We start from the raw sequence: 22,900 nt of genomic DNA, 5'->3' as shown, positions 1-22,900 counted from the left end.
GCCGGCGCGATATGAAACGCCGTTCGCCCTTTGCGCCAAGGGTTGAATATCCTATGGCCGAACGGCGGAAGAGGAGAACAATCTTCCTTCTCTACGGAAACACTGGTCATCAGCCTCTTGGTTCCAAGAAGGATGATCGTTCAGGTTTCGACTATCTTGGACGAGCCATCGGCTAACGGAAGGAGCGCCGGGAAATCCCGGCGCTCGAGTTTCAATCCTGGCTGTTTATCGGCCGCGTACTGCGCCATCGTAATAGTCGCCGCTGTCGATCATGGGGGGCGTAGGATCATTGAGACGCTGATCACGCTTCAACAGCGGGTAGCCGTAACGGGTGACGGAGGGGATGCTCGGTGAATCCGTCGTGACCGCCAGATAGTCGCGGTCCCGCGAGGCGCCCTCGTAATAATCGCCTTCTTGCGCAAAGGCATTGCCGCCTGCAAAGGTGGATACCACGAGAGTGGCGAGGATGGTGGTGATGACAGAGTTTTTCATGATCGTTTTTCCTTGTTTAGCCTGATCGGCTTCTGGTGCGACCCAGCCGATCGATGTGAACTGTTTGGATGCTTGCTTCTGGGGTCTACCGCCGTTCGTCGCCGGCAAGCCGGTTGTCGCGACGGGTTGGGGCGCGGACCTGCGCCACGTCGCGTGCGACATCGGCTCTTTTCTCGGCTTTGGCGGCATCCACCGAGGTGGTGAACGAAACCTCGTTTCCCGAAGCCGATTGATGGCCCTCGTAGGCCAGGACGTGTCCGGCAAACGAAGCCATGCAGGCCGCGGCAACGAGGAAGGCAATCTTCTCTATAGGCACAGTCATTTCTCACTCCATTGTTTGGCGAAACCCGCGTCTGCGGACGTCGTGTTTGATTTTAGGTCTGGCGAGACAGCGGTCGCTGTCATCGATTTTCCGAATGACTGGAGGATCTCCTCTCGGCCCGCTGAACGGTATTGCCGAAGCTCTCCGTGAGCTCTTCATCCTTCGGAAACGAAAGCAGGCATGAGGATCGGCCCACCGGCTTGAAGCGTTTGTGAGCGTGGGCCTCTGCCTATCGGTCGAGTGCTGCCGGGGGCGGCCAATGTCAGCCAGCCGGACTGTATTCTCCACCGTCTTTCGTGATGAGAACTTTCTCTCGAACCCGTCATCGCCTCGCCAGCGCGGCGTCAAATTTCCGTAAAAAATTGCGGTGGTCAGAAAACAATGAAGAGAATGTCAATAATTCGAATTTCTCGCCTTAACGAAGGTACAAAGCCAACAGAATAGAATATCGCGACAAGCAAACAGCCGGCCTTGCGGAGACTGGCCGGGGAAATCTCAACCTTTGAGCATTTGGGGGAGAATCTGATCTGGCTGAAATCGCGAATTTCATCGCAGCATTCAGGTCGTAAAAGCTTGACTTCGGCAGCGGACGTTTATCTGAACGGGGCCTGCGGTTTTGAGAAATCCGTGAGACAATCTGGGTTGATGTCGGTCCGGGTTTTACGGATATGCGCTTTGCAGGCTGACAGCCCTTGCTGCCTCCCGCCAAAAGCTGCGCCGGGCGACAGTCGGGCCGCGCGCGGAAACATGACGATTGGACGTGATCGCGTCGGACGCCATCGGGACTTCCGTGCGTTCGCGTTGCGTCACGCCTTCGGCAACGGTCTGTTCGCCGGTGCGCGCTATCAGCAGATAGGGGTATCGGTGATGCGCCAGCTTGCTGATCAGCCGCCGGCGTTTCGCCATTGCCTCCGCCAATTCCTGCATCTTCGGAACCATGTGCAGGATATGGCGCGCCACCCGGGCTGCAGCACTGTCTTCGAAATGGAATCGAGGCAGCCGCTTGATCTTACCGACGCTCAGCCCTGCGTCTTCGTGGACGGACACGATGTCGTTCAGACCGTCAGGCATCCACCCCAGGCCGAACATTTCCTTCTCCTCCTGGCGAAGAGAAGGAGGCACGTCGGCGTCGTAGACATAGTGGCAATCCATAAGGAGGCCGCCGGACCTCAGGCATCGCGCCACCATCCGGTAGAGATCCAGCGGCCGGTCGAAAAAGGCAGCGCTTCCTCCGCATATGATGACGTCCGCCTCCGAGATGATGTCGGGAAGCGCGACCGTTTCGGTGCGGGAAAATACCGCCGTCGAGTCCTCCAGCCGCGCCACCTCGCGCGCGACCTCGATTATCGCCGGATTTTCGTCCACGCCGATGACTTCGGCTTGCGGAAAAGCCCGTGCAACCCTCCGGCTGATCCAGCCGGTATTGCAGCCGAAGTCGACGATCTTGCGCGCGCCGCTGGGGATGGCGGCAAGTATCGCCTCCATCATCGCTTCTCCGCCAGGCGGCACGTTCTTCTGCTTCAGAGCGGCGACGATCGAGAAATAGTAGTCCTGGGAAGAGAGGGTCTTCATGGTTGACACACCTTGCAATCGTGGCTCTTGGAAACGGGATGCAGCGAGGCGTGGCCCGTGGCTGGAGCAAAAAGCCAGCGATGGCCGCGCAATGAACTGCGGTGGGTAAGGCGTTCGATGGCGATCTGCGAAACCGCAAAACAGGCGATCAGGGCGTTGTCGGCCGGCGACGGCTGGGCTACGTCGCCTGTGTCGACCGATGCTGGCAATGTCGAGCAACAGAAGGGGCACGCGTCATCCGGCAGCGCCACCAGCGGCCCTGCGACACAAAACGGGCCGAGCTGGCCGACATGCAGATAAGGCAGAGGCGCTGGCGCCGTCGCGTGATATTCCGCCAGGAACTGGCGGACCAGGGAACCATCGTCCTCTGCAAGTATCAGGAATGGTTTACGCGTGCGGGCCAGGGTCAGCCGGGCAGCTTCCGCTCCATCGGCAAACTGGGTCATGATTGCGACCGCGGCGGAAAAGCGGGAGGCGAGATAGGTTGCCAACCGGTCGCTCTTTAGTCGACCGGTATCCTCCGCTGTCGCCCGGCTTCTTCGGTTTTGGCTGTTCTCTTCGATGCGGTCGCCATCGACCAGGAAGAAATTGCGAGCCCCGAGTGCCGCAAGCTGGGAGGCGATCTGGGAGCCGAGGCCCCCGCATCCGACAATTACGAAATCCGTCTCGTGAATGACATCAAAGAGATCGGCATGATATTCGAAGGCTTTCATGATCGTTTACCTTGCTTGGTCCAGTCGAGGACTGCTGCGAATTCACACGAACCGCGCTTGCCCATCACGCATGCGCCATCACGATCGAACCTGACGTTCCCGCCAGCGCGACATCTTGAATGGAAAGCGCATCGGGAGGCCGGATGGTGGCTTTGCGGATCATATGGAGCCGGCCATCATACCAAAGGCTGAGACCATCGCCGCTGCTCTGCAGCATCGGGCGGCCCATCCTTGGGTCAATCGGCTGTTCTCCCCGCAGAATCACCTGCCCGAGATCCCAGGCCTGACGATCCACGACGCACCGGCGCTGGGCGTAATAGGCCTGGCGCCGAGCCATCGGCTCCCGTTCCAGGAGCCGGTCGACGAGCGCCAAGATTGCGGCGCCCCAGGATGGAATGACGGCGATGTCCCGGAGGTCGAGAAGAACATCGCCGCCCAGACGCTCGATCCCCTCGCGGGCGATATCGATGAGCGGTATCAGGCGGGCAGCATACGCAATAACAAAAGCTGCTTCCCGCGCGCGGTGCTCAGGCGGTGCTCTGAAAGGCAAGCATGCGATGCGAACGGCACACTCCCAGGGAATGGCGTAGGCCATATGCAGGATGCTTTCGAGCGTCTGTAAACTATGTGTGTATGGCGAGACGTAACGGAGCTCGGCGGGCAGCGATAACGGCGCAGCCGCAGTGTACAGCCGCAGCAGGACATGGCCCGCTTCGCGCAGAAGCTCCGCCGCAGTGGCGGGATAGTCTTCGGCGTCCAATCTTTCCTGCGACAGGACCACGACGGCGCTCCCCGGCAGATCCCCGGAGCTGCAGACCGAGCTTATCGCACCGCGCCGGGTGCTGATATAAAGGGTATGAAGGCCTGCAGTCAGCCGTTGGTAGCTGCCGGGATCCACGGTCGAGATCAAGGTAATGGCTTCGGCGAGATGATCGGCGATCCTGTCAACATCGCGGTCGCTCGTCTGGGCATGTTCGAGGCCGGGATCGGCCGGCAAGCAATGAGCGATGCGCTTGCCCAGGGTGCGGCTCGCTTCCAGACTGTCAATCAGAACAAGACCGATACCACAGGACAGTCGGCGCACCGGATGGCGCTCGATCGCAAGGTCCTCGGCCACAAGACGAGGCTGCAGGTTGTCGTCCACAACCTCGGAACCGGCGCCATCAACGTAGCTTTCCAGCGCCCACTGAAGCTCATCCATCCAGGCAGCCAGAGCGACAGACCGGTAAGGGTCGCTTCGCACGGGCAGGAAGGCTGCAGTGGGCAGGAAGGCGTCGGCATCATGATATCCGCCATCGGACAGGCCCGGGAAATAGGCAGCCAGGGCCTCCACCCTTTCAACGCTCTCCAGCAGTTCGGAAGCGGCCGCAAGAATTCGGGCATAACGAGGCCGCTGTTTCAGCATATTGCCCGTTGCAGCCGCATTCACGAAAGCGGACCTCGAAAAGAGCGGATTACGCTGAAGCAAGGCTTTGGCCTGATCCGCCAACTGCTCGATTTGATAAGCAGACATCTTAAGCTCTCCTCACCCCGGACGCTTTCGAACCTCATCATGAGGCGCGCCGTTTCAGGGAAGATTAGTTGCCGCCAGAACCGGCCGTACCGACGGCCATCCGGCTTTAAACCCCGATCTCGTCTCGTCTTTTGTTGAGAGGAGCTTCTTGCGAGGCCGTCATCGGCACGCCAGCACTGCGTTAAACTTCCGTTAAAAGGACGTTTCGCTGACAAAAAAGCCCCCATTTCAGGGGGCTTCAATCCTGGTGGTCCTTGCCGAGAGCCGGTGTCAGGGAGTCAAGACGGCGGCGATCGCTGCGGGTACGTCGGGCAGGCCGAATCCGAAGAAGTAACTCATCTCGAGAGTATCTTCGCCGTCGGCGTTCATGCAATCAGGAGTAAGGGCACGTATTCCGGGCGCTACGGTCGCATCCAGGCGGGAAGTGGCCTGGAGGATCGACTTGACTGCGGGGCCTGAGAGCCGCGCATCGCCACCATTCTGGCTCTTATGTGCCCGCTGCATCAAGGCGCAGATGCCCCCTACCTGTGCAGAGGCTCCGGACGTGCCGCCGAACGTCGTGTAATAGCCACCGCCAATACCGGGGTTGGCTCCGAATGGCACAATGGACGACCATGGATCGGCCCCCCGGTTGTAGCCGAATGCGCCGGCAAGATCGGTCGTCAGCAATGAGAAGTGCGAATACGGATATTCCCGCAGTCCGAATGCCTGATAGTCATGTTGCGCGGCAAAAGGAGACAGGCGATCGATACGCAACTGATGACGATTGAAAACTTCGCCGTCATCGGATGGTGAGACGACCGTAAGCCCCTCACCGTAATTGCTGTATCCTGAACGGTAGCCCTCGACCGTCACCGCACCGACTGCGATGATCCCGTTGTCATCGGCCGCCAGACTGGCCGGATAGATCAACTGGCTTTCACCGCTGTTTCCTGCCGCGCAAACGATCGGAATATGATGGCTGATGGCAACGATGAGCTGCTTGAGGATGTGCCACGCCCGATCAGGGTTTGATCCCTTTTGCGCAGCTTTCGGCTCCAGCTCGGCGCTGCCATGTTCGGCCAGCGAAATACGGGCGAACAGATCGGCAGCGACTTGATTTTTCCAGCGTTCGAGATCCGCCTTCAATTCGTTCTTCGGAATGACCCGGCTGCGCTTCGGGTCCGGTAAGCCGCGCGGCATGACGATGACGTCGACGCGCTGATGATAAGCGTAGAGAAACGCGGCGATGAACTGCAGGACATCGTCCTCGAAGGACGTCCTGATCGAGATCACCCGCGAGAAGGGATCGACACCGAAATAGGGAAGAACATTGCGATTGGCGCTCGGGCATGGCGTGCCGCCGTCACCGTAGAATATGCCTTCGGGGAGAGCCGGCGGGGCCTCGTCCTGCGTCACCACGGCCGGTTCGCCGACGATCAGCCCGGCACAGCAGGTGCCATGGGATGCAAAAAGCGACTCCGGCTGGAACAGCCGGCGGACGACGCCCTGCGAGGCCGCATATTCCGCGACGATGTCGTCGAGATATTCCCGATCATCGTTGGACAGGCCGAGATTTCCCAACGCGGTGATATCAAGCCCGGCGAAGAACGCCTGCTTTTCTTCACGATCGAAGGACGTGGTCGCCTCGAGGATTTCGGCAACGCGCGAGCCGTAACGATGGGTCGTAAGGTCGATCGACGCTTCCCGGTCAAGCCGCGTCGCCAAATTCGGATGATCGGGTGCTATCCCGACATCGATCAGTGCCACGCGAGCGGGATGGATAGGACCGGCAGCCGCAATCGTATCCCAGACACTTCCCGCGATCTCCGGGTCAGGGACTGGGGACGCGGCGGTCTCGTTTTCGGACGGCGGTACGATTGGCGGCGAACCGTAATCGGCATCGATGACGCCCAAGGCCGTCAGATGCCAGAGATAGTAGTAGTCCATCGGTACAGCTTGCAGCGCTTCCATGTCGGCGGACGTCATGACCCTCGTTCTCCCCAAAGAATAAAAACCGGCCTCAAACCCATTCGTCGTGGACCGCCTGGAAAAGCGATCCGAACGCATCATGAAGGTATGGGGCGAAGCGCCGCGCCAGATCCCGGCCAGCTTGCGTATCGCTCGGATAATGCAACCCGGCCCATTCGCGATTTTCAGCGACGTTCTGCGCGATACGGGCGAGGTCGTCCGTGGCGGGATGTTCCGGCAGGATCGTCGAGAAAGCGAATACGATCGAAAAGCACTGGAAGGCATGGTTGCTGGGATAGGATTCGTGCACCGGCACGGGCAGAAGCGGCCGCAACAGGGATTCGAACTGGTTCGGCCGAAGCCTGTTGAACTGGCTTTTGTAGAGAAGCCCCACATATTCGCAGGCGGTCAGGATCGCCTGAAACAATCCCTCAGTCTGCTCAAACCCGCCGATATCCTCGATATGCAAGGCGCGGGTGAATTCCGACACGGAAATAGTCGCTTCAGCCTGGATGTCGGGCAATCGCCTCGCCCGTTCACGATCGCGCCGCTGCATGGAAAGCAGCACCGCTGCTTCCAGTCGGGTGTAGTCCGGGCCGGGTGGCGGCAGGATATCGAGCATTTCCCAGGTAAAGCGCCGCGCGGCCGTGAACGCGTTGCGCGACGGCTGCTGGTGCAAGCGGCGCAATTCAAACGCCGGAATAAGCTGCGATACGCCGAGGCTCGCGCCGTCCATCGTCGACTTGTTTTTGTTCTTATTTTTGTTTTTATTCTTGTTCTTGTTCAGCGCGGCCTTGTTGAGCACCGACTTGTTCGCAACACTCTTGTTGAGGACCGAGGCAGCTGCCATTGTCGCCATCATCAACGGCGGTTCGTCTATGGGGGGACCTTCCTCAGGCAAAGGAGCCGGCGCAGCGGGCGGCGGTGCCACCGCCTCCGGAAGGGGGGCCGCGACAGGCCTCGGCTCGCAAGGGAGAACCGTGTCCGGCTCAACTTTAAATTTATATGAATTCATAAATTGCACAATCTTCGATTGCGCCTCAAAATTTGCTTCCGCTACCATGCCCCAGCCCCCTCAAATCGGATCATCGGTAATGTTGCTTTAGCGAATTCTGGCGCCGGCCTTGATCAAGCCGTCGAGCAGCAGCTTTCCGCCGCCGGTACTGAGCAATGGATAGCCCGTACCGCGAAACGAGGTTATGGAAAACCCGTTTTCAACCTTATCGAGCCGTTCCACATATTGGTGCGCGGCCTCCAAATTGCCCGCGTGGGCATGGCTGGAGGCGAGATAGCGCAACAGGCTATTGAAGTTCGGCCGGGAATGCAGCGCATCCTCGCCCGCCGCGATTGCTGCCGCGTGGTCACCTGCCAAACCAGCGCTGATGCATTTCGTGGTATCGAAGTAATATTTATGCGCGCTATAGACGCCGAGCTCCTGAACCCACCGCGCCATTGCACTGGCCTTCTCCGGCTGTCCCGCATAGCAGTGCAGCATGGCATAGAGATCCCATCCCAGCGGCAAGGCCGGGTTCAGGCGGATCGACTTCTCGAACAGACCGGCGGCGTAGTCGTATTCCCGAAACAGGAAAGAATGAACGTGTCCGACCAGCGCCAGGGAGACGGAATTGTTCGGATCGAGTTCAAGGGCCTTTCGCGCATAAGCCTGGGCCTCTTCGATCAGATGCGCATCCAGCGCGCTGAAGCGCTGGCCGACCTGGAATGTGCGGATGAAGGACAACCAGGCGAAGGCAGATGCTCGCGGCTGATACTGAATCTGTTCCTGCAGCTGCCTTTCCGCTTTTTCGAGATCGCCTCTCGAAAGCCGAAAAATAGCGTTGACCGCGTCGATGAAGAGACCATCGCGGCTGAGGCGACCGTCGCCGGCGCTCAGCTCCTGAAACAGCGACAGCTGGTCGACCGCCTGGCTGATTAGAGCCGCCGCGATCCCGTATTCGGCCCGCTCCATCTGGGTGCGTCCGATCATACGGCTGCCAAGCCATATGATCCGGTTGTCCAGCAGATGCTTGATCGCCAGTTCCACCAACACCTGACTGCCATCGAACGTCAGCCGCAGTTGAAGACACAGTGGCAGGCCCATTTTTCGATCGGGTTGGCCAAGGTGCGGATCGAAGGAGAGATCGGTAATGCCGAGCCCCAATCCGTCGAAGATCGCCTTGGCGAGCAGGTTTTGAAACTGCAAAGCCGCGATCTGCCCCCCATCTCCGGCGCCGACGACAATCGGCGGCTGGAGAGCGATGGTCCACTGAATATTGTCCGGGGACGGCGGCTTGTCCGGATCATTGCCTGCAGCTGCCGAGGGAATATCGGTCGGGCGCTGGTCGGGCAAGCCTGTCAAAGGCAGCAGTGCCGATAGCGTGCTGACGTCGCGGCGCGGTTGCTGGCGAGGTTCGAACACGTCATCGACGCGCCCTTCTTCGATGCGTCGGTACCAGTTCTGTCTCTCGACCGTCAGCCAGTCTTCGAATTCAGGATCGCGGATATCCATGCCTTCGAGCAGTTCATCGGTGATCTGATCCGCAAGGCGCTCGCTGCGGAGCATGTCATCGGTGTCGAGCGCGATGCTGTCCATATCCAGCCACACCGTGTTCTTGTCGGCGATGATGAGATCGCGACACGAACCCAGGGCTTTGTGAATATCGAGCAGGGCCTGTCTCAGGCTGGCAGCCGCCTGATCCTCGGACCGGTCGCTCCACAATTTGTCTCTCAGCCAAACCCGCGAGCGGGATCCTCGCGCAGACAGAGCAAGCATTGCAAGGATTGCCTGGGCCTTCTGAGACCTGGGTGTGGCGGATTTCCCTTTGCTGTCGACAAGGCTGAATGGGCCAAGCAGGTACATCCGGAACACTGCATGTTTTTCATCCATGCGATCCATCGGTCCAACTCGTGTTGTGCCCCTTTCGATGATATCATCGAACCCAGGCCGCCCGTCCGACAGGCAGTCTGACACAAAAGCGTCCCTTGACAAGAGCGCCACAGGCGCAGTTGCGATCCGACAGTGCATGCCAGCGTTGTGGCCATCAACGAATTGAAGCATGAAGAGCATCCCAGGAAACCGTGGAATTGCCCTAGCGCGCCGCTGTCAAAGCAGCGTCAAAACAGCGTTAAAAAACGAGGCCTGACGAGCTGCACTGAAGCCGAGCCTTTACATTTTCTCGGGAAGGAGAACCGTCGCGTTGATCCGAAACGTCCGGATTCCCCGAGAGTGCAACCATCCCCTCTGACAGCTCAACCATGGTCGAAAGACATCTGCCTGCCCTTTTCAGGGCAGCTGCGGCATGTGTCGTTTCCTGGAAATGAGGAGCGGCTGATCCCATGGCCAGTTGGCCCATGATACAACGGATCCCTTGGCCATTCATCCTATCCGTTCTCCGTGACAAGCCCCCTAATATTGGTAGGGGTCATCCGCCATTTGGGGTAGGCACGTTTGCAGTTTGCAGATCGCTTGCAGCACGTGCTTCTTGGGGTAGGTGCCTTTCAAAGCAGTTCCACTGCATTGCCGCCCACCAGTTTGCGAATATCGGACCTGGGCACCTGCAGGTCGAGCAGGTCGTTGACGATGGCGCGGTATCCTTCGACTGGACGCGGCATCTTCACGAGGCCGAGGTCGGAGCCGAATATCGTCATCTCCACGCCCGCCAGATCCACGAGACGGCGCAATTCAGCAGCGTTCCACCTGGCTGGACCGCGCTCGTTGGGGATGAACATGCAGATGGAATGTTCCATATAGACGCCAAGCCGGCTCAGTTCCCGGATATCGTCGTCGGAGCAGCCGACGACATAGGTGGGATGATTGATCATCATCTTCTTCACCCCACGCCGTTTCGCTTCCGGATAAAGCACTTTCAGCTCGTCCACCGAGAGATGCCCGCTCGAAAGAATGATGTCGCCGGCAGCGATCACGTCGAGGACTTCATTGGTTTCCTTGGTAAGCTTGCCGTTCTCGTCGAGCACGCTCAGCGGAATGGGCGCCAGCATCGGATCGGCGCTCTTTGGATAGTTCTTGGTCTCGTTGGCGCTCTTGTCGATATGGTTCGCCGCCGCGAATGTCGGCATCCAGACGATCTTGCCGCCGAGCTTGACGGCGTGATCGACCGCATGCGGATTGATACCGCCGCTCGCATTGTTGAGCGCGACACCGGAATAGAGGCGCACGCCCGTATCCGGATAGAGCGTCTCAAGCAGCTTGGCATGCGCCATGCCAGGGTAGAAATGGTCCTTGTAGACCAGCGCGGAAAAGCCGGCGGCAGACGCCTCGACCATGGCTTCGTAATGATCCAGCAGCCGCGGAAAGACCGCCGGCCCGCTATGGCAGTGGAGATCGACGGCGCCAACAAGAAGATCGGCGATTTCGGCGTTTCGGTCAGTGGTGGTGGCGGCGGACGCTTCGGTCATGCAAAGTCACTCCCTTAAGGGCTGATAATCGAATCAGCGCGCGGTGTCGGCTGGTGCGGGATATTCGTCGGCATTCAGCACCCAGCCGGGCTTGGCGGAAAAATCGGCGCGCGGCGGGCTGAAGATGTCGACCAGGACATTCTTCACCGGGTCCATCGACCGGGACGTGTGGACGGCCGGGGGCGGAATGACGGCAACCGAGGGCGCTGCGCATAGCTCCGCGTCATCCGGCCGCCAGGCATTGAGATCGCTGATCCAGGGCCAGCGCAGGTAGTGGATGTAGGAGCCCGCGACGCAGAGCGAATACTGTTCGAAATCGTCGTGGAAGTGCGGCGACATCCTGGTGATGTCGCGCGGCCCGCTGCCGGGCAGGAAGTTGACCATGATCGTCGAGCAGCGGAAGATGATGCCGAAGCGGCCGGGTTCTGGCGGAACATCAAGGCTGTAGTGACGCAGCTTGTGGCCGCCGACCGGATCGGGCCAGGGCTCGAACGGCGGAACGTTCGGGTCGGGGCTCAGATAGGAGTCCGCGTTGGAGCATTTGGCGACGAGATCGTCGGCGCGGGTGGTGATCAACCGGATCACCTCGCCGTCGCCTTTCAGATGCACCTCGCTGTCGCCTGGAGGCACGACGACGATGCAATAGCCGCCAACCGCAATGCTCCGGCCGTTCCAGTGGACCTCGGCCGGCGTATCCTTGTTGGGAAGCAGAACCACATATTCGTCGACTTGGTTGGTCCGGGAAAGCACGAGGCCGGCTTTGCCCCTGGTGTGCGCGACCACAAGGTTCTGGCCCCGCGCATAATAGGTCTCGTTGCCGCCCGTCATCTCCTGCGGCGGGGCATCATAGAAGCGGGCATATTCCGCGCCCTTGTAGGCGGCAGGAGCGGGATTGCTGCGGGCCGTTGCGGTATTGAGCGCCGCCCGTGGATCGTTTGCTGCGTACATGTCCAAATCCTGACGTGATCGTTTCAGTTGACGGCCGCGCTGAATTCGGCGCGGATCCGGTTGGCGCTGGCGCGCAAAAGAGCCTGGTCGGAGGAAACGATGAAGGCACTCGCCCCCTCCGCCCGGAACGGCGCGACCTCATCCACCGAGCCGACCATGATGCAGATGGGTTTGCCGGCATTGCGGGCGGCGGCCATGATGCGCGCAACAGCATCCTTGACCACCGGTTCGCTCGCCGACCTGGCGCCGAGCGAAACCGTCAGGTCACCGCGGCCGATGAAGATCCCGTCGAGCCCGTCGACGGCCACGATGTCCTCGATGACATCGATCGCCTCGCGATCCTCGATCATCGCCAGCACGGCGATATCGCGGTCCTGCGCCTCGATATGCGCCCACATGCCGGTCGCGCCGTAACCGCCGGCGCGCGGCGAATTGGAAAACCCGCGGGCGCCGCCGTGATATCGGCTGGCGGCCACCGCGGCGCGCGCGACCTCGACCGAGGCTACATGCGGGACCAGCACGCCGCTGGCGCCGCAATCGAGCACCGACTGGATGGCGCTCGGAGCCGACGAGGGCACCCGGACGAGGCCGGCGATATCGTTCGCCCGGCATCCCAGCAGGATCTGGTCGGTCGTGAAACGATCGATCGGCGCGTGTTCTTCGTCAATGACCACGAAATCGAACCCCGCGCCGCCGAGGATTTCCGAGGCATGGCTGGTGGGCGTCTTGACGAATGTGCCGAGCAGTTGCTGAGACGCCTTCAAACGCGCCGTAAACTCCGTCCGTGGCATGCTTTTCCTCCCCGAGGCCGCTTTGTTTCTGTGACTCTGCGGCGTTTGGCGGCATTCGGCGAGGGTCGGCGTGGGGACATTTCAATGACTGAAATACAATCCGACAGGCCCGTTCAGACGGCCGGCTTGACCAGCTTGAACACCGCCTGCAGCGATGCGACAGCCTCGTTGCCCACTTCCACAAACCCGTCCAGGAACACCAGCGTGCGCGTTTTTCGGGTGACACGACAGCGGGCGATCACAAAATCGAACGGCCGCACGGCCGCGAGAAACTGGACGTTGAGCTGGACCGTGACGGACCGCACCGGCGGCGCATCGGGGTCTTGACCGCGCGACAAGGTCTCATGGAGCGTGCCGCCCAATGCCTGATCGCAGAAGGTCGCGAGCGCGCCTCCATGCATCACGCGCGCATTGTTCAGCGTCTGCGGCGTGCAGAGTAGCCCGAAGAGGACCTGGCCATCCTCCTGCTTCTGCCAGAACGGCCCGACCACATCGGAGAAAGGGTTGGACCGGCGCTTCGTCCAACCTGCCGCAGCAGGATCGAAGACGGTCTCGGAAACCGGGTCGAGACCATCCATCAGGCGGCCATCCTTGCCGCTTCGAGCGACAGAATCTCGCGGGCTTCCGCCGGTGTCGCGGGCTCTGCCCCAAGTGCCCTGATGATCTCCACCGCGCGTTTGACCAGCGGCGCATTGCCTTCGGACAGAACACCGTGTTCCAGGTAAAGGTTGTCTTCCAACCCGACGCGGCAATGGCCGCCGAGGATGACCGACTGGGCGACCATGGGCATCTGAAAGCGGGAAATGCCGAAGGCAGACCAGATAGCGCCCGGCGGCATCAGCGAGCGCATCAGAAGCATCGCCTCGGTCGTCGCCGGAGCTCCGCCCGGAATACCAAGGCAGAACTGGAAGAATGGCGGTTGCGGCAGGTGCCCGGCTTCGAGCAACCGCACCGCGACGCCCACATGGCCGATATCGAAAACTTCAAGCTCCGGTTTTACACCGGCCACCTGGATGGATTTCGCCATGGCGATCAGATGCGGCGGCGTGTTGACGATCGCTCGGTCGCCGAAATTCATGGTCGCCACATCCAGCGTGCAGATATCGGGGCGCAGGCGCGAGACATGGTCGGTGCGAGCGCTCGGAGACAAGACAGGCGGCACTGCAGTCTCGTCCAGAGTCGGCGCGTAACCAGCGCCCGGACCGGCGGTCAGATTGACGATCACGTCCACCCCGGGGTGGCGGATACGCTGCATCACCTCCTCATAAAGTTCGAACTTCATGGAAGGGGCGCCGGTCTGCGGATCGCGGACGTGGATATGCACCGAGGCCGCACCGGCCCTTGCGGCTGCAATCGCCTCATTGGCGATCTGCTCAGGCGTAATCGGTACATATTGGCTGTTCCGGGATAAGGCACTGCCGCCCGTGACAGCACATGTCAGCACAACCTTACGCTTCATTGGATCCCTCTTTGGGTTGGTCGCGATTGGACATAGCAAGGCCTGCCCCGATCGAGCACGCCCAGCGGATCAGTGTTGATTGTGGCTCAGTAACCGGAGCTGTTGAGGTTGCGCATATCCACTTTTATGGCGGATGCGGTCTCGAGCATGGGCTGGATTACGCTCTCCACGATGCGATCGGACGCAACCGCGGTACGGTAAAAGCCGACCCCCATACAGGCAGAGCAACGCTGACCGTCGAGGATCGGGACGGCGACGAAATCGAAAACCCGCCGCGGCCCGCCGACACGGGCATAACCGCGCTTGCGGGTTACCCTGAGATCCCTGAGCACCCGTGCAGCATCGAACGGCTTGCCCTGCCCGCGGCGCTGCTGGGTCAGTGCGTTCAAAAGCAGCGCACGCTCCTCGTCATCGCAGAACGCCAGGTAACACTGACCCATCGCGGTCAATTCCAGATCCAGGAACCGGTGCAGCACGGGAAACGGATAGGACCAGGGACTGATCGGCGCCGTGGTAAAACTGACCAGGATGTGGCCGTCGCGCAGCGTTCCGAGGCTCACGGGCCACTTGATATCATTGGTCAACGCCACCGCCCGCGACCGCGCCGCCTCGATCAGCAACGGCGCGCCGCTGAACCCGGAAGCAAGCGAGACGACCTTGGAGGTGACGCTATAGCCGCCGACGAAATTGTCGCGGACGACGTAACCTTCGCTGATCAAGGTCTCGAGCATTCTGACGATCGTCGACTTGGAAAGGCCCGTTACCTGATGCAGCGAACCGATGGTGGCGATACGCTGGGCATTGAGCGCCTGCAGCAGCAAGAGAACCCGGCGTGCGGATTCGACGGGGGCATAGGACGCCTTGTGTTCGTCGACGCTGCCACGCAATGAGTTAGCCCTGCAATGAAGATCGTTATATTTCGGCAGCTGCGGAGATCTGGCCGGTCTCTCCTTAAGCTCGCTATCCAACATTCAGAACTCCTCCCAGAATTCCCTCTGCACCGGTCTCCCAACCAACGCCTAAACAGACGGTAGTCCCCGCCGGGCGATGAGGCCAGAGGCTTCTTTTTTCATTTCAGCAGATGAAATGAAAACGGTCACGATTGCGGCCGGCGGAAGGCCAGCGCGATGGCGCCGGAATAACAGGCAGCAACTGCGGCGACACCGACGATGGGAATGACCATGCCGACAAACGTCGCCGCAGTTCCGATGACAAAACTACCGACTGCGGGACCGCCACGGATGATCATGCTGTAGATTCCCATCACGCGGCCAAGCTTGCCTGGCTCACTCTCCAGCTGCAACAGGGCCTGTCCGGCGATCCCCGCATACATGTTGGCAAACGACATGCAGAAGATCGCAATCAGCGCGAGGTGAAAGCTCGGCGTCAACGCGAGCACGGCAAGGGCGGCGGTGGCGCAAATCGCGGCAAACGCGATACCGAGCGGGCCCCGCGCACTCGGCGGCCGTGAAAGGGTTATCGTGCCCGAGACCACCGAGCCGAACGCAGAAGCCGCCATCAGCCCCACGAACCCGTCTATGCCTTTCGCGAACAGGGCATCGGAGATGGCCGGAAGCATCTGCAAGATCCCGTTGACGCTGATCCCGGTCATCCCCAGCAGCCCCAACGTCGCCGAGAGGCTTTTGTGGCGACGCACATAGCGAAAGCCATCGGCGGTGCCCGATCGCTGAACAATGTCTGAGGGTCGATCGACGCCCTTCTGGACCCGGATCATAGCCAGTGCATAAGAGAAGAAGGCGATTGCCACGGCGCTCGCTGCGAAGGTAGTGCCGACATTGACTTTGCTGATCAGCAGCCCGGCGATGATCGGGCCAACGAACCGGGCGAGGTTGAAACTCAGCGCATTGACCGCCACTGCCGCATGCAGGTAGTCCGCAGGCACGATTTCGCGGATGAGCGACAACCGCGCCGGCTGTTCCAGACTGCTGGAAATTCCCAGGATCAGGGTGAGCCCGAGCAGCACCTCGACGGTGGTGAGCCCCAGCCAGGAGAGCAGGGCCAGCGCCACGGATTGCAGGATGGCGACCGATTGCGCCGAACGCAACACCTTGATCTTGTCATGCGCGTCGGCGAGCGAGCCGGCAAAGCTGCTGAGGAAGATCGACGGCAGCATGTCGGCGGCGGCAATCAACCCGAGCCAGAATGGCGACTTGGTGAGCTCCCATGCCAGCCAGGCGACGCCGATCTTCTGCATCCACATGCCGAGGACGGAGACGATGCTTCCGATGGCAAAGCGGCGGTAATGCGGGTCCTTCAGGGCAAGCAGAGGGTTGTAGCGCCCGACCTTGGCAGCGCTCATCTGCACAGCCGGAAAAAATGGAAACTCAGCAGATATTGCAAGTTTCACCTGTGAATATCGGGGTGGGTTGATGGACGGTAAACATTGCCCGGCTGTTTGCCGGATTCCGACGAGTTAGAACCCGGACCGTCGAGGGGTCCACCTGCGCCGCGTGGCGATTTCACAACATGAAACACGATCGCGCCATAACGCGTGGTAAAATCCTGCCGGCAACGATGGAGAAGCTCTCAATCCTCTTCCGCAAAAACGACCTTGCGGCGGTTGCGGATCGCCGGAAACAGCACCGCAAAAAGTGTCACTGCCGCGACAAGCAGCAGGCCGGCGGTGAGCGGCCGTTGGAAAAACACCAGCGGATTGCCGTCCGCCAGCAGCATGGCACGCCGCAGATATTCTTCCAGCATCGGCCCGAGCACAAAGCCCAGCAGCAGGGGTGCGGGTTCGCAATCGAGCTTGGTAAGGCCGTAGCCGACCACTCCGAAAACCGCCATCACGACCAGATCGAACGGATTGTTGCCGACGCTGTAGACGCCAATCGCCGAGAACCCGATGATCGCCGGGAAAAGGTAATGGTTGCGCACCGAGAGCAGCTTTACCCACAGGCCGACAAGCGGCAGGTTGAGGATCACCAGCATCAGATTGCCGATCCACATCGAGACGATCACGCCCCAGAACAGAACCGGCTTCTCGTTGACGAGATTGGGGCCTGGCGCCACGCCTTGCAGCATCAGCGCGCCGATCATCAGCGCCATGATCGCGTTCGAGGGGATACCGAGCGTCAGCATGGGGATGAACGAGCTCTGGGCGCCGGCATTGTTGGCCGATTCCGGACCGGCAACACCGGCAATCGCACCGTGGCCGAACCGTTCGGGATGGCGGGAAATCTTCTTTTCCAGCGCATAAGACGTGAAGGACGACAGCATCGCGCCACCACCCGGCAGGATTCCGAGAATGCAACCGAGCCCCGTTCCCCGCAGGATAGGCCAGGCTGACTCCTTGATATCCGCCCAGGTGGGCATGAGGCCGGTGACGCGCGTCGTCAGCACATCCCGCTCCTGCTCCTTTTCATCCTCAAGACCGCGCAGGATTTCGGCGATCGCATAAACGCCGGAACCGAAGGCGATGATCGGAATGCCATCGGCGAGGTCAAGCGTGCCGAGCGTCAGGCGCATGCTGCCCGTATAGACATCGGTCCCGACGCAGCCGAGCAGCAGGCCCAGCACGATCATGACAAGTCCCTTCAGTACCGAACCGTGCGCCAGCGCGATCGAGGCCACGACCCCGAGCACCATCAGCGCAAAATAGTCCGACGGACCGAAGCTGAGGGCAAGCGAGGTCAACGGTAGCGCAAACAGCGCGATAACCAGCGTCGCGACGCAGCCGGCGAAGAACGAGCCGAGTGCGGCGATGGCGAGTGCCGCCCCTGCCCTGCCCTGGCGCGCCATCTGGTAGCCGTCGATGGCAGTCACCGCCGATGTCGCCTCGCCAGGCAGGTTGATGAGGATCGCGGTGGTGGAGCCGCCATACTGAGCACCGTAATAGATGCCCGCCAGCATGATCATCGAGGCCTCCGGCGCAAAGCCGAACGTCACCGGCAGCAGGATGGCGATCGTCCCGAGTGGACCGATGCCCGGCAGCACACCTACGGCCGTGCCGAGCAGGCAGCCGATGAAGCAGAACATCAGGTTGGAAGGTTCAAGAACCGCCCCGAAGCCGAGCGCGAGATTGGCAAAGATATCCATGGCGTTCTAACCCGTGATGATGTCGCCCCAGAGGGCGATTGGCAGGTTCAGGAGATAATGGAACACCGCCACGCAAAAGACGGTGAAACCGACGGACAGCAAAACGGATTGGCGCAGGGTGGCAAACCGGCTGGCAAAACTGGAAAAGAAGATCGTCAACGCCACCGCAGCTACCAGACCCAGCGACTGGATGGACGCTGCAAAGACCAGGGGAGACCCCATAATCAGAATGGACGCTTTGACCGGGGCGAACCGCAATGGCTGGGCGCCCGCAGGGATCGGCGTGAAAGCCACGGCCAGGGACAGGAACCCGAGTACGATCGAGAGCATGACGGGAAAGAACCCGGCCCCCATCTGGGCCGCCGTGCCGATCTTCAACGTCTCATAAGCGTAGATGCCGACAACCACGCTGAAACCTACGAAAATGGCGGCGAAAGTGACATTTCGGCGACTGAGCGAGCGGTGCTGTCGCGTTGCGATGGCCATGCTGTTTTCCTCCTCAACGGCATTCGATCGGTACGATATGGAAATTAGCTCTGGGCCCGTGGGCTGCCCTCCGGCAACAGGACCTTGCGCAGATCTGCCGGCATCGTCGTCGTCGGCTCCTGCCCCTTGAACAGATGGGTAAACACTTTCGACTGGATCTTCCAACCACCCGGCCAATCGCGCACGACGACTTCGAGAACGTCCGAAATGCTGTTTGGCGCGTTGACGGGCAGGATCGGCAAGCCATCGACCGCATAGATGGTCATGATATATCGGATGGTCGCCCGATCTCGGCTCTCGATCGAAACCATCGGGTTATTGATCAGATGGCGCGCAACACGTTCGCCCCGACTGCGGCGCCAGTCGTAAAACGCCTTTATCTGCTCCCTGCCGACAAAAGCGGAAGGGCCTGACCCGAACACGCCATCCTCGGTGAACATCATATGTGCACCGGCACCCCAATTGGTGTCGACATCCTTCCAGTACTCGGTGACGAGGGACAGGATTTCGGCCTTGGCAGTCAATTCCGCGAGTGCATCCATTTCCGGTTCCAGCTTTTACATGAAGTAGAGTTCGAGGGCATTTCGACCGCCGATGCGTCGCCGCGTGACCGGGTCAGGCACCCATTCGGAAAGCGCCGCAACGGTCTCTCCGTAGGTCACGTTGTTTTCGTAGGCGGCAAAGGGCCAGTCGCTCGCCCAGACCAGCCGCTCCCCGCCCGTCCGCTTCACCAGCTCCCGCGCGCAATCCACGGCGGCCGAGAGCGGCTTGAACCGATACCCCGCCGAAAGCTTGACCCAGGTATTGCCGCGATCGATCGCGTTGAGGACGAGGCGAAATCCGGGGTCGTCCACACCCTTGCCGGCTTCCGGCATGCCCATATGATCGATCACCACGCGCGCGCCCACTGCCTCGATCTCCTGCATCATCTTCGCCAGTCGATCCGCCCGTTCGATCAGGTGCACGTGCCAGCCGAGATCGGCGACCCGCCGCAGCAGCCGGCGATAGTCCGGCGAGGTGATATCCGGCGCCTCGGCAAGCGTTCGCCACATCAGCCGGATGCCGACGAAGCCGTCGTCGCGCATCCGCTCCAGCTCGTAGATGCCGATAGACGGAGCGACGATTGCCGTTGCCCGCAGACGGCGATATCTGCGTAAAGCATCACGAACGTAGTCGTTGTATTCGCCATGCAAGCTGGCGGCGGCCACGACCCCGAGCGAGACGCCATGGTCGTCGAGCAGCTTGATCAGCCGCTCGGTGCCTGCATCTTCCGGCGGTCGGTGCCAGGCGTCGGGCGCCAGCGGCAGGTCCGTTGAATAGATGTGAAAATGCGCATCCACAAGCGGCGGTTCGGCGGACCGATATGACCGGACAAGAATATCACTCGACATCAGATATGGCTCCCGGACTTCTGCAATCTGCCGACCGCCGCTCTCGGTCTCGGAGAGACCGAAGGACTATTCGCTCCGGATCTTGTATTTGGTGATGATGTTCCGCCACAGTGCTTCTTCATCGACGACGATCCTGTGGAATTCCTCGGGCGTGGTCGGCGCCGGGACCTGGCCCGCAACGGCAAATTTCCGGATGGCGTCGTCCGACTTCAGATATTCCGTGAGCACATCGTTGATCTTCTTGACGACCGCCGGGGGCGTACCCTTGGGCGCCATGATGCCTCCCCACGGCACGGCAACCAGATCGAGCCCCGCCTCCTTCAAGGTCGGAACGTTCGGCAGTATCTTGACCCGGTTGGCCGAGATCACGGCGAGCGGTTTTAGAGTGCCTGCCTCGATGTGTTTGATATAGGCATCCCCGAGATAGTCCACGGAAAGATCCAGGCTCGCCGACAGCATGTCAGTCACGATCGGCGGGCTGCCCTTGTAGCTGACAAGCTTGATGTCGATCCCGGCCATATCCATGATCGCGGTCTCGATCATGTGACCGTAAGAGCCGATGCCGTTGTTACCGGCGCTCACCTGCGAGGGGTGCTCCTTCACATAAGCGATCAACTCGCTGAAAGTGTTGGCCGGAAAATCCTTGCGGGCCACCAGCACCATGTCGCCGACCGAAAACTGGATGATGTGCTCGAAATCCTGCAGCGGCTTATAGGCCAGCCCGGGCATGGTGTTGGTGAAATTGGCCGCCGGTCCCGGATAGGCGGTGACCAACGTATAGCCGTCCGGCTTCTGGCGGGCCACATAGCCCGTGCCGATGGCGCCGCCAGCCCCCGGCTTGTTTTCGACAATGACGGTTTGCCCGATGCCCTTTTCCAGCGCCGCGGCCACCAGTCGCGCCAGATAATCGCTGCCTGCCGAAAACGCGTGAACCAGAGTGACCGGCTTGTCCTTCGGCCACTCCGCCGCCAGCCCGGCACTGCTCGCTGCGTTCACACCCGTGAACGCCAGCAAGGCAAGACCGATCGATGTCAGTATCCTGCGCATTGTTTCTCCTCCCTCAAACCGGATCGGCGCTTGATGCTTCTTGTTCCGGTGGGGATGGATCATAGACAAAAGCAGAGCCTCGGCTATTGCAGCGGGGCATCTGTTTCAAAGGCTGAAATAGGGATCCGCAACCCGTGGCCCCACGAGCCGACTGCCACCCTCGACCATGGCAACCAGATGCGGGTGCATTCCGATATCCGCCGCCTGGCGGCCGAGGGAGTTTCGCTCAACCTTTCCACCCATAATCCGGACCATGTCTTCATGGTCGCCGGCCGCGTGGCGCTGCTGCACGATGGTGCGCTCGGTCCGCCGGCCGATGTTTGACACGCCCGCCACCTGCGGCCCGACCAGCAGAGCGACCGTTGCAGGCGTCTGGAGCGACGGCAAGGCGGATTTCGAGACGCTGATCAAGCAGGCGGCCACCTACCCTTCTTTCCCAGGCCAAACTGGGTGGAAAAGATCGAACCGTCTTCCACGGGCTGATATGCGGCCATGCGTTATTTGCGCGATCCGCAGCGTAAGAGGAATCGACCGCGACCGCTTTGGCCGCCTTGTTCCTGTGTGCCGCGGCCGCGCCGAAGCTCCGTGCAAGCCCCAAAAATCCTTAATCGAGCATTAAGCATTTACGATCTGTTAACCATCGTTGTGAGTAAGTTACCCTCTACCGCAAATCGTCTTGAGATTCCTCTCACGTGTATAACCTAGGACTGAACGGAATTTACGGTGATTGAGGCTCGCTTGACAACACTGTTGCTCGTATCAATGCTGACCGGCTGTGGCACTGCAGGTACCGTCAAAGCCCCCGTGGGCCCAGAGCTTCTATCCGCCGACAAAGCGCTGATCATGCCGCCGCCCGGTGGGCCCTCCGTATTGGGTGTTGTCCAGACACAACGCACCAACGCGACCGAGCAGACGGTGTCCTTGGCCACCAACTCCAGCATCCCTGGCCAGAACTACCTGAAGGTCAGCTTTATCGGCGGCTCGCAGGGCAGCAACACCAGCATGGCGCCTTATCGAACCGTCAACGAGGCAGCTCTCCGGCGTGAATATGCGGCTGCGGTGCCCGGTGTGCGTATGACGCGTTCGAATATCTACCTGCAGAACGCCTATGGCCCGTTTGCCTATGCATCAGGCCGCAGCGCTGGCGGAGATGCCTGCCTCTTCGGCTGGCAGCAGATCCGCTCCCGCAGCAGCGGAAGCGGCATCGGCCGGGATTTCGGCATGGTCCAGATGAGGCTGCGCCTGTGCGACAACCGCGCGAACGAAAGTGAGCTTCTGAGCGTCATGTACGGCTACACGCTGATCGGCACCTTCCACGGCGAAATCTGGAACCCCTTCGGCAGCCCATCCTCCGGTGACCCAAGGATCGGCCAGACCGGTCAACCGATCTATCCTGCCGCCCAACCGTCCGCGCAGACGTTCCCATTCAGCTACTCGCGTTCCCAGGTCGACCGGAGCACCACTTCTGCCATAACGCGGCGCGGCCCGGCAGCACCGGCTGCGGCTCCTGTCTTGCCGGTCGCGACGACCGCCGCTCCCGCGGCTTCGAGCGCGCCGTCTGATGACGCCATGGTCGTTCCAGTACCACCGCCGGCCTCTCACACCGCCGAGAACGCGGGCAGGGCACGGGTTGCCGTGCCCTCCCCCGATTGCATTGATGCCGCGCCCATGTCGCCCGTCTGCTCCAACCCAGGCGATCGTGAAGCGGCGCACTAGCGCTTAGCGCCACGTGCCAAAGGAATGA

The 22,900-nt window shown here is 60.8% G+C and carries 22 protein-coding genes; 1 reads left to right on the top strand and 21 read right to left on the bottom strand.

The window, feature by feature from the left end; translation table 11 throughout:
* Positions 1 to 225: 225 nt before the first annotated feature.
* The 21 genes from RG540_RS25445 to RG540_RS33620 form a co-directional block, all read right to left on the bottom strand.
* A complete protein-coding gene (locus RG540_RS25445; protein WP_041364652.1) occupies positions 226 to 492 on the bottom strand; it encodes a hypothetical protein in 267 nt (88 codons plus the stop codon).
* 85 nt (positions 493 to 577) lie between these two features.
* Complete coding sequence (locus RG540_RS25440; protein ID WP_041364651.1) at positions 578 to 814, bottom strand: hypothetical protein; 237 nt, start codon at positions 812 to 814, stop codon at positions 578 to 580.
* A 660-nt stretch (positions 815 to 1,474) separates the two neighbouring features.
* Positions 1,475 to 2,386, bottom strand: a complete 912-nt coding sequence (locus RG540_RS25435; protein ID WP_041364649.1) for a class I SAM-dependent methyltransferase — start codon at positions 2,384 to 2,386, stop codon at positions 1,475 to 1,477.
* Positions 2,383 to 3,099, bottom strand: coding sequence for a ThiF family adenylyltransferase (locus RG540_RS25430; RefSeq protein WP_051909777.1), 717 nt, complete (start codon positions 3,097 to 3,099; stop codon positions 2,383 to 2,385). Before RG540_RS25430 ends, RG540_RS25435 begins: the two co-directional genes overlap by 4 nt.
* Positions 3,100 to 3,163: 64 nt before the next feature.
* Complete coding sequence (locus RG540_RS25425; RefSeq protein ID WP_051909775.1) at positions 3,164 to 4,612, bottom strand: aKG-HExxH-type peptide beta-hydroxylase; 1,449 nt, start codon at positions 4,610 to 4,612, stop codon at positions 3,164 to 3,166.
* 270 nt (positions 4,613 to 4,882) lie between these two features.
* A complete protein-coding gene (locus tag RG540_RS25420; RefSeq protein WP_041366336.1) occupies positions 4,883 to 6,565 on the bottom strand; it encodes a S8 family serine peptidase in 1,683 nt (560 codons plus the stop codon).
* 49 nt (positions 6,566 to 6,614) lie between these two features.
* Positions 6,615 to 7,625, bottom strand: a complete 1,011-nt coding sequence (locus RG540_RS25415) for a phosphatase PAP2 family protein (protein ID WP_041364646.1) — start codon at positions 7,623 to 7,625, stop codon at positions 6,615 to 6,617.
* Positions 7,626 to 7,664: 39 nt separating this feature from the next.
* Positions 7,665 to 9,455 carry an SARP family transcriptional regulator gene (locus tag RG540_RS25410; RefSeq protein ID WP_407668973.1) on the bottom strand — a complete coding sequence of 597 codons (1,791 nt, stop codon included), beginning with the start codon at positions 9,453 to 9,455 and terminating at the stop codon, positions 7,665 to 7,667.
* A 602-nt stretch (positions 9,456 to 10,057) separates the two neighbouring features.
* Entirely contained in the window at positions 10,058 to 10,975 is a 918-nt protein-coding gene (locus RG540_RS25405) for a DUF6282 family protein (RefSeq protein WP_041364645.1), read from the bottom strand.
* Between the two features lie 33 nt (positions 10,976 to 11,008).
* A complete protein-coding gene (locus tag RG540_RS25400; protein WP_041364643.1) occupies positions 11,009 to 11,923 on the bottom strand; it encodes a cupin domain-containing protein in 915 nt (304 codons plus the stop codon).
* A gap of 23 nt (positions 11,924 to 11,946) precedes the next feature.
* On the bottom strand, positions 11,947 to 12,714 hold the full coding sequence (locus tag RG540_RS25395; protein ID WP_041364640.1) for an HpcH/HpaI aldolase family protein: 768 nt from the start codon (positions 12,712 to 12,714) through the stop codon (positions 11,947 to 11,949).
* A gap of 113 nt (positions 12,715 to 12,827) precedes the next feature.
* A complete protein-coding gene (locus RG540_RS31255) occupies positions 12,828 to 13,292 on the bottom strand; it encodes a PaaI family thioesterase (RefSeq protein WP_051909771.1) in 465 nt (154 codons plus the stop codon).
* Positions 13,292 to 14,173, bottom strand: a complete 882-nt coding sequence (locus RG540_RS25385) for a BKACE family enzyme (RefSeq protein ID WP_041364638.1) — start codon at positions 14,171 to 14,173, stop codon at positions 13,292 to 13,294. The genes RG540_RS31255 and RG540_RS25385 overlap by 1 nt, the downstream gene beginning before the upstream one ends.
* 86 nt (positions 14,174 to 14,259) lie before the next feature.
* A complete protein-coding gene (locus RG540_RS31250) occupies positions 14,260 to 15,144 on the bottom strand; it encodes a helix-turn-helix domain-containing protein (RefSeq protein ID WP_080725067.1) in 885 nt (294 codons plus the stop codon).
* A 125-nt stretch (positions 15,145 to 15,269) separates the two neighbouring features.
* Positions 15,270 to 16,493, bottom strand: coding sequence for an MFS transporter (locus RG540_RS25375; protein ID WP_041364636.1), 1,224 nt, complete (start codon positions 16,491 to 16,493; stop codon positions 15,270 to 15,272).
* Between the two features lie 227 nt (positions 16,494 to 16,720).
* A complete protein-coding gene (locus RG540_RS25370; protein ID WP_041364633.1) occupies positions 16,721 to 18,232 on the bottom strand; it encodes a tripartite tricarboxylate transporter permease in 1,512 nt (503 codons plus the stop codon).
* A 6-nt stretch (positions 18,233 to 18,238) separates the two neighbouring features.
* The gene (locus RG540_RS25365; RefSeq protein WP_041364632.1) at positions 18,239 to 18,718 is read right to left on the bottom strand and encodes a tripartite tricarboxylate transporter TctB family protein; all 480 of its coding nucleotides are present in this window, start codon (positions 18,716 to 18,718) and stop codon (positions 18,239 to 18,241) included.
* Between the two features lie 44 nt (positions 18,719 to 18,762).
* Positions 18,763 to 19,260: a nuclear transport factor 2 family protein gene (locus RG540_RS25360; protein WP_041364630.1), complete on the bottom strand. Its 498-nt coding sequence runs from the start codon at positions 19,258 to 19,260 to the stop codon at positions 18,763 to 18,765.
* Positions 19,261 to 19,275: 15 nt separating this feature from the next.
* The gene (locus RG540_RS25355; RefSeq protein WP_051909767.1) at positions 19,276 to 20,109 is read right to left on the bottom strand and encodes an amidohydrolase family protein; all 834 of its coding nucleotides are present in this window, start codon (positions 20,107 to 20,109) and stop codon (positions 19,276 to 19,278) included.
* Between the two features lie 66 nt (positions 20,110 to 20,175).
* Positions 20,176 to 21,156 carry a Bug family tripartite tricarboxylate transporter substrate binding protein gene (locus RG540_RS25350; protein ID WP_041364628.1) on the bottom strand — a complete coding sequence of 327 codons (981 nt, stop codon included), beginning with the start codon at positions 21,154 to 21,156 and terminating at the stop codon, positions 20,176 to 20,178.
* A 105-nt stretch (positions 21,157 to 21,261) separates the two neighbouring features.
* Positions 21,262 to 21,579 carry a hypothetical protein gene (locus RG540_RS33620; protein WP_041364626.1) on the bottom strand — a complete coding sequence of 106 codons (318 nt, stop codon included), beginning with the start codon at positions 21,577 to 21,579 and terminating at the stop codon, positions 21,262 to 21,264.
* A 315-nt stretch (positions 21,580 to 21,894) separates the two neighbouring features.
* Between RG540_RS33620 and bcsN the strand changes: the two genes are divergently transcribed.
* Positions 21,895 to 22,872, top strand: a complete 978-nt coding sequence (gene bcsN / locus RG540_RS25340; RefSeq protein WP_157884682.1) for a cellulose biosynthesis protein BcsN — start codon at positions 21,895 to 21,897, stop codon at positions 22,870 to 22,872.
* Positions 22,873 to 22,900 lie beyond the last annotated feature (28 nt).

The sequence above is a fragment of the Neorhizobium galegae bv. orientalis str. HAMBI 540 genome, assembly GCF_000731315.1.
GTDB classification, from domain to species: Bacteria; Pseudomonadota; Alphaproteobacteria; order Rhizobiales; family Rhizobiaceae; genus Neorhizobium; species Neorhizobium galegae.
Note: the sequence above shows the minus strand (reverse complement) of the source record. Positions and strands in the feature narration are given on the sequence as shown.

What these genes read in the sequence shown, in the direction of transcription:
- RG540_RS25365 (WP_041364632.1), bottom strand. Translation starts at nt 18,718, where the DNA reads ATGGCCATCGCAACGCGACAGCACCGCTCGCTCAGTCGCCGAAATGTC.
- RG540_RS25385 (WP_041364638.1), bottom strand. Translation starts at nt 14,173, where the DNA reads ATGAAGCGTAAGGTTGTGCTGACATGTGCTGTCACGGGCGGCAGTGCC.
- RG540_RS25360 (WP_041364630.1), bottom strand. Translation starts at nt 19,260, where the DNA reads ATGGATGCACTCGCGGAATTGACTGCCAAGGCCGAAATCCTGTCCCTC.
- RG540_RS25375 (WP_041364636.1), bottom strand. Translation starts at nt 16,493, where the DNA reads ATGAGCGCTGCCAAGGTCGGGCGCTACAACCCTCTGCTTGCCCTGAAG.
- RG540_RS25425 (WP_051909775.1), bottom strand. Translation starts at nt 4,612, where the DNA reads ATGTCTGCTTATCAAATCGAGCAGTTGGCGGATCAGGCCAAAGCCTTG.
- RG540_RS25355 (WP_051909767.1), bottom strand. Translation starts at nt 20,109, where the DNA reads ATGTCGAGTGATATTCTTGTCCGGTCATATCGGTCCGCCGAACCGCCG.
- RG540_RS25405 (WP_041364645.1), bottom strand. Translation starts at nt 10,975, where the DNA reads ATGACCGAAGCGTCCGCCGCCACCACCACTGACCGAAACGCCGAAATC.
- RG540_RS31250 (WP_080725067.1), bottom strand. Translation starts at nt 15,144, where the DNA reads ATGTTGGATAGCGAGCTTAAGGAGAGACCGGCCAGATCTCCGCAGCTG.
- RG540_RS25410 (WP_407668973.1), bottom strand. Translation starts at nt 9,455, where the DNA reads ATGGATCGCATGGATGAAAAACATGCAGTGTTCCGGATGTACCTGCTT.
- RG540_RS25370 (WP_041364633.1), bottom strand. Translation starts at nt 18,232, where the DNA reads ATGGATATCTTTGCCAATCTCGCGCTCGGCTTCGGGGCGGTTCTTGAA.
- RG540_RS25350 (WP_041364628.1), bottom strand. Translation starts at nt 21,156, where the DNA reads ATGCGCAGGATACTGACATCGATCGGTCTTGCCTTGCTGGCGTTCACG.
- RG540_RS25420 (WP_041366336.1), bottom strand. Translation starts at nt 6,565, where the DNA reads ATGGAAGCGCTGCAAGCTGTACCGATGGACTACTACTATCTCTGGCAT.
- RG540_RS25435 (WP_041364649.1), bottom strand. Translation starts at nt 2,386, where the DNA reads ATGAAGACCCTCTCTTCCCAGGACTACTATTTCTCGATCGTCGCCGCT.
- RG540_RS25445 (WP_041364652.1), bottom strand. Translation starts at nt 492, where the DNA reads ATGAAAAACTCTGTCATCACCACCATCCTCGCCACTCTCGTGGTATCC.
- RG540_RS25395 (WP_041364640.1), bottom strand. Translation starts at nt 12,714, where the DNA reads ATGCCACGGACGGAGTTTACGGCGCGTTTGAAGGCGTCTCAGCAACTG.
- RG540_RS31255 (WP_051909771.1), bottom strand. Translation starts at nt 13,292, where the DNA reads ATGGATGGTCTCGACCCGGTTTCCGAGACCGTCTTCGATCCTGCTGCG.
- RG540_RS25415 (WP_041364646.1), bottom strand. Translation starts at nt 7,625, where the DNA reads ATGGTAGCGGAAGCAAATTTTGAGGCGCAATCGAAGATTGTGCAATTT.
- RG540_RS25400 (WP_041364643.1), bottom strand. Translation starts at nt 11,923, where the DNA reads ATGTACGCAGCAAACGATCCACGGGCGGCGCTCAATACCGCAACGGCC.
- RG540_RS25440 (WP_041364651.1), bottom strand. Translation starts at nt 814, where the DNA reads ATGACTGTGCCTATAGAGAAGATTGCCTTCCTCGTTGCCGCGGCCTGC.
- RG540_RS25430 (WP_051909777.1), bottom strand. Translation starts at nt 3,099, where the DNA reads ATGAAAGCCTTCGAATATCATGCCGATCTCTTTGATGTCATTCACGAG.